11 protein-coding genes are annotated in these 12,547 nt (G+C 67.3%); 7 read left to right on the plus strand and 4 right to left on the minus strand.

The annotated features are described in order from the left end of the window. Positions 1-14: 14 nt before the first annotated feature. The 3 genes from ltnD to DIE08_RS04195 all read right to left on the minus strand — a co-directional run bounded on the left by ltnD (position 15) and on the right by DIE08_RS04195 (position 2,974). Positions 15-905: an L-threonate dehydrogenase gene (ltnD, locus tag DIE08_RS04185; RefSeq protein ID WP_059600292.1), complete on the minus strand. Its 891-nt coding sequence runs from the start codon at positions 903-905 to the stop codon at positions 15-17. 84 nt (positions 906-989) lie between these two features. Beyond that, positions 990-1,694 carry a FadR/GntR family transcriptional regulator gene (locus DIE08_RS04190; RefSeq protein ID WP_124901082.1) on the minus strand — a complete coding sequence of 235 codons (705 nt, stop codon included), beginning with the start codon at positions 1,692-1,694 and terminating at the stop codon, positions 990-992. 206 nt (positions 1,695-1,900) lie between these two features. Then, positions 1,901-2,974 (minus strand): GlxA family transcriptional regulator, encoded by a 1,074-nt coding sequence (locus tag DIE08_RS04195; protein ID WP_059600291.1) that lies wholly within the window; start codon positions 2,972-2,974, stop codon positions 1,901-1,903. Between the two features lie 261 nt (positions 2,975-3,235). Between DIE08_RS04195 and DIE08_RS04200 the strand changes: the two genes are divergently transcribed. Genes DIE08_RS04200 through DIE08_RS04225 form a run of 6 tightly spaced genes read left to right on the plus strand, consistent with a single transcriptional unit; the run spans position 3,236 to position 10,273 of the window. Further along, entirely contained in the window at positions 3,236-4,621 is a 1,386-nt protein-coding gene (locus DIE08_RS04200; RefSeq protein ID WP_124901083.1) for an L-serine ammonia-lyase, read from the plus strand. Positions 4,622-4,636: 15 nt separating this feature from the next. Next, entirely contained in the window at positions 4,637-5,881 is a 1,245-nt protein-coding gene (locus tag DIE08_RS04205; protein WP_006480591.1) for a sarcosine oxidase subunit beta family protein, read from the plus strand. Positions 5,882-5,909: 28 nt separating this feature from the next. Next, positions 5,910-6,209 (plus strand): sarcosine oxidase subunit delta, encoded by a 300-nt coding sequence (locus DIE08_RS04210; protein ID WP_059534095.1) that lies wholly within the window; start codon positions 5,910-5,912, stop codon positions 6,207-6,209. Next, entirely contained in the window at positions 6,206-9,217 is a 3,012-nt protein-coding gene (locus DIE08_RS04215) for a sarcosine oxidase subunit alpha family protein (protein WP_124901084.1), read from the plus strand. Before DIE08_RS04210 ends, DIE08_RS04215 begins: the two co-directional genes overlap by 4 nt. Continuing rightward, positions 9,207-9,836, plus strand: coding sequence for a sarcosine oxidase subunit gamma (locus tag DIE08_RS04220; RefSeq protein WP_124901085.1), 630 nt, complete (start codon positions 9,207-9,209; stop codon positions 9,834-9,836). Before DIE08_RS04215 ends, DIE08_RS04220 begins: the two co-directional genes overlap by 11 nt. After that, the gene (locus DIE08_RS04225) at positions 9,833-10,273 is read left to right on the plus strand and encodes a dihydroneopterin aldolase (RefSeq protein ID WP_059452158.1); all 441 of its coding nucleotides are present in this window, start codon (positions 9,833-9,835) and stop codon (positions 10,271-10,273) included. The genes DIE08_RS04220 and DIE08_RS04225 overlap by 4 nt, the downstream gene beginning before the upstream one ends. Positions 10,274-10,349: 76 nt before the next feature. On the opposite strand, the gene DIE08_RS04230 is transcribed toward DIE08_RS04225, so the two are convergent. Further along, positions 10,350-11,456: an alkene reductase gene (locus DIE08_RS04230; RefSeq protein ID WP_124901086.1), complete on the minus strand. Its 1,107-nt coding sequence runs from the start codon at positions 11,454-11,456 to the stop codon at positions 10,350-10,352. A 169-nt stretch (positions 11,457-11,625) separates the two neighbouring features. Between DIE08_RS04230 and DIE08_RS04235 the strand changes: the two genes are divergently transcribed. Next, positions 11,626-12,501 (plus strand): LysR family transcriptional regulator, encoded by an 876-nt coding sequence (locus DIE08_RS04235; protein ID WP_124901087.1) that lies wholly within the window; start codon positions 11,626-11,628, stop codon positions 12,499-12,501. The last annotated feature ends 46 nt before the right edge of the window (positions 12,502-12,547 follow it).

The raw sequence follows: 12,547 nt of genomic DNA on the forward strand, positions 1-12,547 counted from the left end.
GAACGTCGTTCGAATCAGCGGGCGGGCGGCAGCGTGATGCCGGGGAAAGTCTTGATCACGGCGGAATCGTCCTCGCCGCCGTGGCCGGCGCTCGACGCGCTCATGAACATCTGGTGCGCGGTGGCCGACAGCGGCAGCGGGAACTTGCTGCGCCGCGCGGTATCGAGCACGAGGCCGAGATCCTTCACGAAGATGTCGACGGCGGACAGCGGCGTGTAGTCGCCATTCAGGATGTGCGGCACGCGGTTCTCGAACATCCACGAGTTGCCGGCGCTGTGCGTGATCACGTCGTAGAGCGCGTCGGCATCGACGCCTTCGCGCAGGCCGAGCGCCATCGCCTCGGCGGCCGCCGCGATGTGCACGCCGGCCAGCAGTTGATTGATGATCTTCACCTTCGAGCCGATGCCGTGCGCGTCGCCGAGGCGATACACCTTGCCGGCGATCGCGTCGAGCACGTCGTCGCAGGCCGCATACGCGGCGGCGGGGCCCGACGTCATCATCGTCATCTCGCCGGAGGCCGCGCGCGCGGCGCCGCCGGACACCGGCGCGTCGAGCATTTGCAGGCCCGCGGCCTCGATGCGCGCGCCGAGCGCGACCGCGAAGTCGGGTGCGACGGTCGCGCTCGCGATCACGACGCCGCCGGGCTTCATCGCCGCGACCGCGCCATGCTCGCCGAACAGCACCGTTTCGGTCTGCGCGGCATTGACGACGAGTGTGACGACGACATCGCACCGCGCGCCGAGTTCGGCGGGGCTCGCGCAGGGCACGCCGCCTTCGGCCGCGAACGCCTGCAGCACGGTGTCGCGCACGTCGCATGCATGCACGCGGAACCCCGCGCGCAGCAGCGAGCGGGCGACGCCGAGGCCCATCGCGCCGAGGCCGATGACTCCAACATTTCGTGACATGGTCAACCTTGATCGATTCGGGAAGAGGTTCGGGACAACGACGGCACCGGTCTGGCACGGGCCGCCGCATTCAGCAATCGTTCATCAGCAGATGCCGGGTTCCGCGAGACGGCGGGCGGCGTTGTACATGTGCGTGCGCGCCGCGTTGCGTGCCGCCATCGGGTCGCGCGCGCGGATCGCGTCGGCGATCGCCGCGTGTTCCTCGCGCACCTGCCGCGAGAAATCCTCGCGCGTCGCTTCGTTGCGCCGCGTGACCTTCACGCCGGCCTCGAGGTACTGGTTCAGGAACTGCAGTGTCTTCAGGAAATACGGGTTGCCGGTGACGGCCGCGATCGTGCGGTGGAACGCGACGTCTTCCGCGACGCCGTCGCGCCCTTCGGCCACCGCATCGTCGATCTTGCGCAGCGCGTCGTCGATGTCGGCCATGTCGTCGGCCGTGTGGTGCAGCGCGGCTTCGGCCGCGACTTCAGCCTCGATCGCGCGGCGCACCGCGAGAAGGTGCGGCAGCGAGCTGGCCTCGACGGCCTCCGCGTAGTCGATCCGCAGCGGCCGGATTGCGCCGTGCTGGTTCACGTACACGCCGCTGCCCTGGCGCGGCTCGACCACGCCTTCGTTCTTCAGCCGCGAGATCGCTTCGCGGATCACGGTGCGGCTCACGCCGAATTCCTGCGCGAGGACGGCTTCCGTCGGCAGCTTGCCGGTGGCCGAGAAACTGCCGACTTCGATCTGCTTCAGCAGCTGCTGCGCGACGTGGTCGCTCATCGCACGGGCGGGGATTTTCTCGAACATGGCGCTCAGGTTTGTAAGGTGATGTGGTCATCATACAAATTTGAAGGTGCGTCAGCATCCGGGATAACCCTCGGTCAATGGGCTGTAACGTCGGCGAAATTGACTGGAACCGGTTCCAATTGACCTGAAACTGCCGCGATCGTGTGTGGCGTCGAGGCGTGGGCAGGGGAAGGAAAGGGGACGCGCGCCGGCGGCGCGCGCGACCGTCAGTCGGCGATGTCTTCGACGGGATCGGGATCAGCCGCCATCGGTGCGCCGGCCTCCGTGCTGTCCCCGCCGCGTTCGCGATAGGTCGCCGGCGGCACGCCGAACTGCTTGCGGAACTCCCGGCCGAGGTGCGATGCGTCGGCGAACCCGCAACTCGACGCGATATCGGCGACGGTGCGGTCGGAGCTGGTCAGCAGCCAGGCGGCCGTGCGCAATCGCACCTGCTTCGCGAACGCCTGCGGGCTCTTGCCCGTTTCGGCCTTGAACAGCCGCTCGAGTTGCCGCGTCGACATGTCGAGCTTGCACGCGAGTTCCTCGAGCGGCAGCGCGCGGCCGACATGCTGTTCCATCAGGAGAATCGCGCGCTTGACCTTCGGGTGCGTGGCCGGCTCGAGGCCCGGCGGATGCGGCTGCGGCGCATTGCCCTTCTGCATCTCGCCGACGAGCAGGATGCGCAGTGCCTTCTGCACGGTCGCATGATCGAAATGGCGCAGCAGGACCGCGGCGGCGACGTCGATCGACGCCCGCCCGCCCGAGCAGGTGATCCGTCGCCGGTCGATCACGAACAGGCGATCGGCGATCAGCATGTCGGGATCGGCGTGCGGGAAGCGCTCGATGAAATCCCAGTAGTGGAACCAGCTCACGCAGGTGCGGTAGCCGTCGAGCACGTTCGCGCGCATCAGCGTGAACACGCCCGTGCAGATCCCGACGAGCGTCGCGCCGCCCGTCGCCGCGCGGCGGATGAAGTCGAGCGTTTCGGGGCCGGCTTGCGGCCCCGAATGCAGCAGGCCGCCGACCACGACGACGTAGTCGAACGGCTCGGCGCTCTCGAAGGTTTCCCACGGCGTGATCTGGATCCCGCAACTCGCGCGCACCGGCGCCAGCGTTTCGCCGATCACGCTCCACGCGCAGCGCACCGGCTTGCTGTAGTCGCCGTCGTCGGCCGACAGCCGCAGCATGTCGACGAAACCCGAGAAGGCCGTGAGCGTGAAGTTCGGCAGCAGCACGATGCCGAAACGGATGCGCTGCGGCGCGGGTTCGGCGAGGGGGGAAGCGGGTACGTCGGGTGTCATCGCGGTCAATCTCGTCACGCCGGGAAGGCGGGTCTCACTCGTTGCAATCTGTTCGCGGGCACGGTTGCCGGCTGGCGCGGACCCCGGCCGACTTGTGGTTTTTCGTCGCCAACCATCGTCAAAACGCACTTTCCGGCCGTCCTGCGCGGGGCTTGGCGGCGGTATCCCACGCCGATGCCGTTTTTGTTCTATCGGCCAATTTTACGCTTTGATGTACTGATGCCAACGACATTTCACGTACGCCCACCCAGAGGAAGTCAGATGAACGTCAGCGCGTTCGACCTGTTCAAGATCGGTATCGGCCCGTCCAGCTCGCATACGGTTGGCCCGATGATCGCCGCGTGCCGCTTCGCGTCGCACATCGAGGACGCGAACCTGCTCGGCTTCGTGCGCCGCGTGCGGGTCGAACTATACGGCTCGCTCGGTGCAACGGGCAAGGGCCACGGCACGGACAAGGCGGTGCTGCTCGGCCTCGAGGGCCATCTGCCCGACACGATCGATCCGGACCTGATCGAGCCGCGGCTCGCGGCGATCCGCGCGGAGAAGTCGCTGGCGCTGCTCGGCAAGCAGACGATTCGCTTCGACGAGAAGGAGAACATCGGCTTCTATCGCAAGCTGATGAGCGGCACCAGCATCGTGCATCCGAACGGGATGCGCTTCCAGGCGTTCGACGAGCACGGCCAGCTGCTCGTCGAGAAGGAGTATTACTCGATCGGCGGCGGCTTCGTCGTGAACCGCGACGGCGATCGCGTGAACGGCGTACGTGCTGCGGCCGAAGTGCCGTATCCGTTCCGCACGGGCGACGACCTGATGCGCCAGTGCCGCGAACACGGGCTGTCGATCGCCGAGCTGATGCTGCGCAACGAATCCACGCTGCGTCCGGAAGACGAAGTGCGCGCCGGGCTGCTCGCGATCTGGCGCACGATGGCCGCGTGCGTCGAGCGTGGCTGCAAGGTCGAGGGCGAACTGCCGGGCCCGATGCGCGTGAAGCGCCGCGCGGCCGAACTGAACAGGCGCCTGCGGGCGCGTTCGGAGGAGTCGCTGCGCGATCCGCTGTCGATGCTCGACTGGGTCAACCTGTATGCGATGGCCGTCAACGAGGAGAACGCGGCGGGCGGCCGGGTCGTCACCGCGCCCACGAACGGCGCGGCCGGCGTGATCCCCGCGGTGCTGCACTACTACGTGAAGTTCGTGCCGGGCTCGAACGAAGCCGGCATCGTCGAATTCCTGCTGACGGCCGCGGCGATCGGGATCATCTACAAGGAAACGGCGTCGATCTCGGGCGCGGAAGTCGGCTGCCAGGGCGAAGTGGGCGTCGCGTGCTCGATGGCCGCGGCCGCGCTCGCCGCGGTGATGGGCGGCACGCCCGACCAGGTCGAGAACGCGGCCGAGATCGGGATGGAGCACAACCTCGGCATGACCTGCGATCCGGTCGGCGGGCTCGTGCAGATTCCGTGCATCGAACGCAACGCGATGGGCGCGATCAAGGCGCTGAACGCATCGCGGATGGCGCTCAAGGGTAACGGCCAGCACTACGTATCGCTCGATTCGGTGATCAAGACGATGCGTGAGACGGGTGCCGACATGAAGACGAAATACAAGGAAACGTCGCGCGGCGGTCTTGCCGTGAACGTCATCGAATGCTAACGAAGGATCACTAACATGAGCCGCTACTCGATATTCAGCCTGTTCCGCAACGGCCTCTCGTATCACGAGAACTGGGAAAAGCAGTGGAAGAGCCCGGAACCGAAGAAGGAATACGACGTCGTGATCGTCGGCGGCGGCGGCCACGGCCTCGCGACCGCCTACTACCTCGCGAAGGAGCACGGCATCACGAACGTCGCGATCCTCGAGAAGGGCTGGATCGGCGGCGGCAACACCGCGCGCAACACGACGATCGTGCGCTCGAACTACCTGTGGGACGAATCGGCCGCGCTGTACGAGAAGGCGATGAAGCTGTGGGAAGGGCTGTCGCAGGACCTCAACTACAACGTGATGTTCAGCCAGCGCGGCGTGATGAACCTCGCGCACACGCTGCAGGACGTGCGTGACACCGAGCGTCGCGTGAACGCGAACCGCCTGAACGGCGTCGATGCCGAATTCCTGACGCCCGCGCAGATCAAGGAAATCGAGCCGACGATCAACCTGAACAGCCGCTACCCGGTGCTCGGCGCATCGATCCAGCGCCGTGCAGGCGTCGCGCGTCACGACGCGGTGGCCTGGGGCTTCGCCCGCGGCGCCGACCGCGCCGGCGTCGACATCATCCAGAACTGCCAGGTGACGGGCATTCGTCGCGAAGGCGGCGCGGTGGTCGGCGTCGATACGGTGAAGGGTTTCATCAAGGCGAAGAAGGTCGCGGTGGTCGCAGCCGGCAACACGACGACGCTCGCCGACATGGCCGGCGTGCGCCTGCCGATCGAGAGCCACCCGCTGCAGGCGCTGGTGTCCGAGCCGATCAAGCCGGTGGTCAACTCGGTGATCATGTCGAACGCGGTGCACGCGTACATCAGCCAGTCCGACAAGGGCGACCTCGTGATCGGCGCGGGTATCGACCAGTACACGGGCTTCGGCCAGCGCGGCAGCTTCCACATCATCGAAAGCACGCTGCAGGCGATCGTCGAGATGTTCCCGGTGTTCTCGCGCGTGCGGATGAACCGCCAGTGGGGCGGCATCGTCGACGTGTCGCCGGACGCGTGCCCGATCATCACCAAGACCGACGTGAAGGGGCTCTACTTCAACTGCGGCTGGGGCACCGGCGGCTTCAAGGCGACGCCGGGCTCGGGCTGGGTGTTCGCGCACACGATCGCCCGCGACGAACCGCATCCGCTGAACGCGCCGTTCGCGCTCGACCGCTTCTACACGGGCCACCTGATCGACGAGCACGGCGCAGCCGCCGTCGCGCACTGACCCCCGCACTGAACGAGGAGAAAGAAACATGTTGCTGATCGAATGTCCGTGGTGCGGGCCGCGCGCCGAATCCGAGTTCACGTGCGGCGGTGAAGCCGACATCGTGCGCCCGGTTGCGAATGAGAACATGACCGACCGCGAATGGGGCGAATACGTGTTCATGCGCGAGAACAAGCGCGGTATCCACCGCGAGCAGTGGCTGCACACGCAGGGCTGCCGCCGCTGGTTCAAGGTCACGCGCGACACGGTGACCTACGATATCAAGGGCTACGAAAAGTTCGGCGGCGCAGCCGCCGGCAACGCACACGAAGAGGGCACGAGCAAATGAGCCAGAAAGACCGCCTCGGCACCGGTGGCCGCATCAATCGCGCGATTCCGCTGACGTTCACGTTCAACGGCCGCACGTATCAGGGCTTCCAGGGCGACACGCTCGCGTCCGCGCTGCTCGCGAACGGCGTGCACTTCGTCGCGCGCAGCTTCAAGTACCACCGTCCGCGCGGGATCGTGACGGCGGACGTCGCGGAACCGAATGCCGTCGTGCAGCTCGAGACCGGCCCGTACACGGTGCCGAACGCGCGCGCGACCGAGATCGAGCTGTACCAGGGCCTCGTCGCGACGAGCGTGAACGCCGAGCCGTCGCTCGAGAACGACAAGTACGCGATCAACCAGAAGTTCTCGCGTTTCATGCCGGCCGGGTTCTACTACAAGACCTTCATGTGGCCGCGCAACATGTGGCCGAAGTACGAAGAGAAGATCCGCGAGGCCGCCGGCCTCGGCAAGGCGCCCGAGGTGCTCGACGCCGATCGCTACGACAAATGCTACGCGCACTGCGACGTGCTCGTGGTCGGCGGTGGCCCGTCGGGCCTCGCCGCCGCGCATGCGGCCGCGACGGCCGGCGCGCGCGTGATCCTCGTCGACGACCAGCGCGAGCTCGGCGGCAGCCTGCTGTCGTGCCGCGCGGAAATCGACGCGAAGCCGGCGCTGCAGTGGGTCGAGAAGATCGAGGCCGAACTGCGCAAGCTGCCCGACGTGACGATCCTGTCGCGCAGCACCGCGTTCGGTTATCAGGACCACAACCTCGTGACGGTCACGCAGCGCCTGACCGATCACCAGCCGGTGTCGATGCGCAAGGGCACGCGCGAGCTGCTGTGGAAGGTCCGCGCGAAGCGCGTGATCCTCGCGACCGGCGCGCACGAGCGTCCGATCGTGTTCGGCAACAACGACCTGCCGGGCGTGATGCTCGCCGGCGCGGTGTCCACCTACGTGCATCGCTACGGCGTGCTGCCGGGCCGCAACGTGGTCGTGTTCACGAACAACGACCGTGCGTACCAGACCGCGCTCGACCTGAAGGCGTGCGGCGCGAAGGTGACGGTCGTCGATTCGCGTGCGTCGTCGAACGGCGCGCTGCCCGCGGCCGCGAAGCGACAGGGCGTGACGGTGATGAGCGGTGCAGTCGTGACGGCTGCTTCGGGTAAGTGGCGCGTATCGTCGGTCGACGTCGCGTCCTACACGAACGGCCAGACCGGCGGCAAGCTGCAGTCGCTGCTGTGCGACCTCGTCGCGATGTCGGGCGGCTTCAGCCCGGTGCTGCACCTGTTCGCGCAGTCGGGCGGCAAGGCGTGCTGGAACGACGAGAAGGCCTGCTTCCTGCCGGGCAAGCCCGTGCAGGCGGAAGCGAGCATCGGTGCGGCCGCTGGCGAGTTCGGTCTCGCCCGTGCGCTGCGGCTCGCGGTCGACGCGGGCGCCGAAGCGGCGAAGGCAGCGGGCTTCACGGCCGCGCAGCGCCCCGTCGCGCCGCAGGTCGCGGAAGCCGTCGAAGGCGCGCTGCAGCCGTTGTGGCTTGTCGGCAGCCGCGAGGCCGCCGCACGCGGGCCGAAGCAGTTCGTCGACTTCCAGAACGACGTGGCGGCCGCCGACATCCTGCTGGCCGCGCGCGAAGGTTTCGAGTCGGTCGAGCACGTGAAGCGCTACACCGCGATGGGCTTCGGCACCGACCAGGGCAAGCTCGGCAACATCAACGGGATGGCGATCCTCGCGCAGGCGCTGGGCAAGACGATTCCGGAAACGGGCACGACGACGTTCCGCCCGAACTACACGCCCGTGTCGTTCGGTACGTTCGCGGGCCGCGAGACCGGCGACTTCCTCGACCCGATCCGCAAGACGGCCGTGCACGAATGGCACGTCGAGCACGGTGCGATGTTCGAAGACGTCGGCAACTGGAAGCGGCCGTGGTATTTCCCGAAGAACGGCGAGGACCTGCATGCGGCCGTGAAGCGCGAATGCCTGGCGGTGCGCAACAGCGTCGGCATCCTCGACGCGTCGACGCTCGGCAAGATCGACATCCAGGGTCCGGATGCAGTGAAGCTGCTGAACTGGATGTACACAAACCCGTGGAACAAGCTCGAGATCGGCAAGTGCCGTTACGGGCTGATGCTCGACGAAAACGGGATGGTGTTCGACGACGGCGTGACGGTGCGCCTCGCCGACCAGCATTTCATGATGACGACCACCACCGGCGGCGCGGCGCGCGTGCTCACGTGGCTCGAGCGCTGGCTGCAGACCGAATGGCCCGACATGAAGGTGCGGCTCGCGTCCGTCACCGATCACTGGGCGACGTTCGCGGTGGTCGGCCCGAAGAGCCGCAAGGTCGTGCAGAAGGTGTGCCAGGACATCGACTTCGGCAACGACGCGTTCCCGTTCATGAGCTACCGGAACGGCACCGTCGCGGGCGTGAAGGCGCGCGTGATGCGGATCAGCTTCTCCGGCGAACTCGCGTATGAAGTGAACGTGCCGGCCAATGCGGGCCGCGCGGTGTGGGAAGCGCTGATGGCGGCCGGTGCCGAGTTCGACATCACGCCGTACGGAACCGAAACGATGCACGTGCTGCGCGCGGAGAAGGGCTACATCATCGTCGGCCAGGATACCGACGGCTCGATCACGCCGTATGACCTCGGGATGGGCGGGCTCGTCGCGAAGTCGAAGGACTTCCTCGGCAAGCGTTCGCTGTCGCGCTCCGATACGTCGAAGGAAGGCCGCAAGCAGTTCGTCGGCCTGCTGACCGAGGACGAACAGTTCGTGCTGCCCGAAGGCGCGCAGATCATCGCGAAGGACACGCAGGTGTCGGCGGTCGATCCGACGCCGATGATCGGCCACGTGACGTCGAGTTATTACAGCCCGATCCTGAAGCGCTCGATTGCGCTGGCGGTGGTGAAGGGCGGCCTGAACAAGATGGGCGAGAGCGTCGTGATTCCGCTGGCCAACGGCAAGCGCGTCACCGCGAAGATCTCGAGCCCGGTTTTCTACGATACCGAAGGGGTGCGCCAGCATGTGGAATGAAACGAGAAACCAGTCGCAAGTGGCGGGCGCGGGCGTGAGGCTTGAATCGCCGTTCGTCGGCGCGGCCGATGTGCTGAAGGCGCATCAGGCGCGCGCATCGAAGAAGTTCATGCTGCGCGAGCGGGCCTTCCTCGATCTCGTGAACGTGCGCGGCGAGCTGAGCGACCCGGCATTCGTCAGCGCGTTCGAGCGCGTGGTCGGTTGCCGGCCGCCGTCGGCACCGAACACGGTGGCGCGCGGCGCCGAGTACGACGTGCTGTGGCTCGGTCCCGACGAGTGGCTCGTGCGCTCGAACGGGCCCGTGCAGGCGGGCGTGCTCGAGGCGCAGCTCGCGGAGGCCGTGCAGGGTTCGTATGCGGCGGCGGTCGATGTCGGCAGCGGCTACACGGTCGTCGAGGTCAGCGGCGAACGCGTGCGCGACGTGATCGCGCGCGGCTGCCCGCTCGATCTGCATCCGCGCGTGCTCAAGCCGGGCCAGTGTGCGCAGTCGCACTACTTCAAGTCGCCGATCACGCTGATCCCGACCGGCGACGATACGTTCGAGATCGTCCTGCGTCGCAGCTTCGCCGACTATTTCGTGCGCATCATGCTCGACGCCGCGGCGCCGCTCGCGTCATGAAGCCGTTCGACGAACCGTTCGTGGCGATCGACGCGCCGCGCCTGCGCGGGCGCGGCTGGAGCGTGTTCGTCGACGAACTGAAGGTGCCCGCGCGGATCGGCATCCACGCGCACGAGCACGAGGCGCCGCAGCCGATCGTGATCGATGCGCGGCTCGGCTATCGCTGCGAGCCGAGCGAGCAGGGCGAGTGGATCGACTACGACGGTTACTGCGCCCGCGTCGCGTCGTTCCTGTCGCACAAGCCGCATACGCGGCTGCTCGAAACGCTCGTCGCCGATCTCGCGGTGATGTCGTTCCGCGAATGGCCCGCGCTGGAGTCGCTGACGCTGTCGATGTACAAGCCGAAGATCCGGCCGGGGACGAAGCGCGTCGGCGTGTCGCTCGACTGGACGCGTGGGGATTACCTGCGGTGGACGGGGGCGGCGGGGCAGCTGTAACGGGCTCAGCAGCCCGTATCGTTCGAATGCGGCGCGTCATGACGAAGTCACGACGCGCCGTTTCTCTTTGCAGCGCTTATGCCGCGCCGCTCAGCGCCGGATAGTCGACATACCCGCGTGCATCGCCGCCGAAGAACGTCTCGCGCTGCGCGTCGTTCATCGGCGCGCCCGTCTTCACGCGCGTCAAGAAATCCGGATTGGCGAGCACCATCTGGCCATACGCTTCGAGATCGGCGAGACCCGATGCCACATCGGCACCGATCGCGTCGCGCGTGCGCCCCGGGCGGTTCAGGATCAGTGTGCCGCGCCAGCGCGCACGCAGGTCCGCGAGCAGCGATTCATCGCCCTGATGCATCACGTGCAAATAGGCGAGGCCGAGCGAGTCGAGCTGCGTCGCCAGGTAGCGGTAAAGCTCGGCGCTTTCCGGACCTTCGTCGATCCCCCACAGCGTGGTGCCGGGCGACAGGCGGATCGCCGTGCGATCCGCGCCGATCTCGTCGGCGATCGCGGCAGCGACTTCGATCGCGAAGCGCGCGCGATTCTCGATCGACCCGCCGTATTCGTCGGTGCGCATGTTGGCGTTCGGCGCGAAGAACTGCTGGACCAGATACCCGTTCGCACCGTGAATCTCGACGCCGTCGGCGCCGGCCTCGATCGCGCGTCGCGCGGCGAAGCGGAAGTCGTTCACGGTGTCGCGCACCTCGGCCGTCGTCAGTGCGCGCGGCGCCGGAATCTCCTGCATGCCCGTCGCCGTGAACATCGGCACGCCCGGCGCGATCGCCGACGGCGCGACGCCTTGTCGGTGGTGCGGCGTGTTGTCGGGATGCGACATGCGGCCCACGTGCATCAGCTGGATGAACAGGCGGCCGCCGCGCGCATGCACGTCGTCGCTGATCCGCTTCCAGCCGGCGACGTGCGCGTCGGTATAAATACCCGGCGTCGTCAGGTAGCCCTGGCCGTCGGCCGACGGTTGCGTGCCCTCGGTGACGATCAGCCCGAGGCCCGCGCGCTGCGCGTAGTACTCGGCGGCCCACGCGCCGGGCGTACCGTCGAACGCGGCGCGGCTGCGCGTCATCGGCGCCATCACGAGGCGGTTGTCGAGCGTGTACCGGCCGACGCGCACCGGGGTGAACAGTTGCGGCGTGTCCTGATCGGTCGGGGCCGGAACGAACAGTTGTTTCATCGTGTTTTCCTCATCGAAGTTCGGGATGCGCCACCGGGGCGATGCCGCATCGGGCGGCGGCCGCGCGCGTTGCGCCGGCCTCGCCTCCACGTCAGCATCATCCATTGCTTCCTTTTCGAGATAAATCGGGTATCGTGGAGATCATTGATCCATTGATGGAGCAGTCGGCATGGAACTGCTGAACGACATGGCGCTGTTCGTGGAGGTCGTGAAGGCGCACGGCTTTCGTAGTGCCGCCCAGACGCTGGGGATGCCGAATTCGACGTTGTCGCGGCGGATCGGCGCGCTGGAAAAGGCGATCGGCCTGCGGTTGCTGCATCGCACGACGCGCCGGATCGAGCTCACGGAGGCCGGGCAACTGTACTTCGAGCGCTGCAAGCGCATCGTCGACGAGGCGCGGCTCGCGCACGAGCAGCTCGGCGGGCTGCTGGCCGAACCGTCCGGGGTGCTGCGCGCGTCGTTTCCGGTCGATTTCGCGGTGATCTACCTGACGCCGCTGGTCGTCGAATTCGCGGAACGGTATCCGAAGCTGACGTTCGATTTCGAGCTGACGTCGCGGCGCGTCGACCTGGTGAGCGAGCCGTTCGACGTCGCGATCCGCATCGGCGAATCCGCGGATTCGCAGCTCGTCGCGCGGCGGCTCGCGACGTTGCGCAGCAACCTGTATGCGTCGCCACGCTATCTCGAACGTTTGGGCGAGCCGCTCGAACCAGGCGACCTGACGCGCCATCAGTGTCTGAGCGTGCAACGCGTCACCGCGTGGACGCTGCGTCGCGGCGAGCGCACGGTCGACGTGCCGGTGGGCGGGCGGTTCGTCGTCAACAGCGTCGGCATGAACCGGCAACTGGCCGTGCACGACGCGGGGATCATCCAGTTGCCGGAGGAAGTGGTGGCCGACGACGTGGTCGCCGGCCGGCTGCGCCGCGTGCTACCGGAATGGGAGGGCAACCCGGTGCCCATCTATGCGATGACCGAAACGCGTTTGCTGCCCGCGAAAACGCAGCATTTCATCGAATTTCTGCGCGCGCATTTCGCCCGCGAGTGAGCGGCGGTACGTGCCGCCGTGAGTCCCGCCGCTGGGGGATACGCAG

This window comes from Burkholderia sp. Bp9004, from assembly GCF_003858025.1.
Taxonomy (GTDB): Bacteria; Pseudomonadota; Gammaproteobacteria; order Burkholderiales; family Burkholderiaceae; genus Burkholderia; species Burkholderia diffusa.

Coding starts and splice junctions, on each gene's coding strand:
- DIE08_RS04230 (WP_124901086.1), bottom strand. CDS start 11,456: ATGAAACAACTGTTCGTTCCGGCCCCGACCGATCAGGACACGCCGCAA.
- DIE08_RS04205 (WP_006480591.1), top strand. CDS start 4,637: ATGAGCCGCTACTCGATATTCAGCCTGTTCCGCAACGGCCTCTCGTAT.
- DIE08_RS04215 (WP_124901084.1), top strand. CDS start 6,206: ATGAGCCAGAAAGACCGCCTCGGCACCGGTGGCCGCATCAATCGCGCG.
- DIE08_RS04220 (WP_124901085.1), top strand. CDS start 9,207: ATGTGGAATGAAACGAGAAACCAGTCGCAAGTGGCGGGCGCGGGCGTG.
- DIE08_RS04210 (WP_059534095.1), top strand. CDS start 5,910: ATGTTGCTGATCGAATGTCCGTGGTGCGGGCCGCGCGCCGAATCCGAG.
- DIE08_RS04200 (WP_124901083.1), top strand. CDS start 3,236: ATGAACGTCAGCGCGTTCGACCTGTTCAAGATCGGTATCGGCCCGTCC.
- DIE08_RS04235 (WP_124901087.1), top strand. CDS start 11,626: ATGGAACTGCTGAACGACATGGCGCTGTTCGTGGAGGTCGTGAAGGCG.
- DIE08_RS04225 (WP_059452158.1), top strand. CDS start 9,833: ATGAAGCCGTTCGACGAACCGTTCGTGGCGATCGACGCGCCGCGCCTG.
- ltnD (WP_059600292.1), bottom strand. CDS start 905: ATGTCACGAAATGTTGGAGTCATCGGCCTCGGCGCGATGGGCCTCGGC.
- DIE08_RS04190 (WP_124901082.1), bottom strand. CDS start 1,694: ATGTTCGAGAAAATCCCCGCCCGTGCGATGAGCGACCACGTCGCGCAG.
- DIE08_RS04195 (WP_059600291.1), bottom strand. CDS start 2,974: ATGACACCCGACGTACCCGCTTCCCCCCTCGCCGAACCCGCGCCGCAG.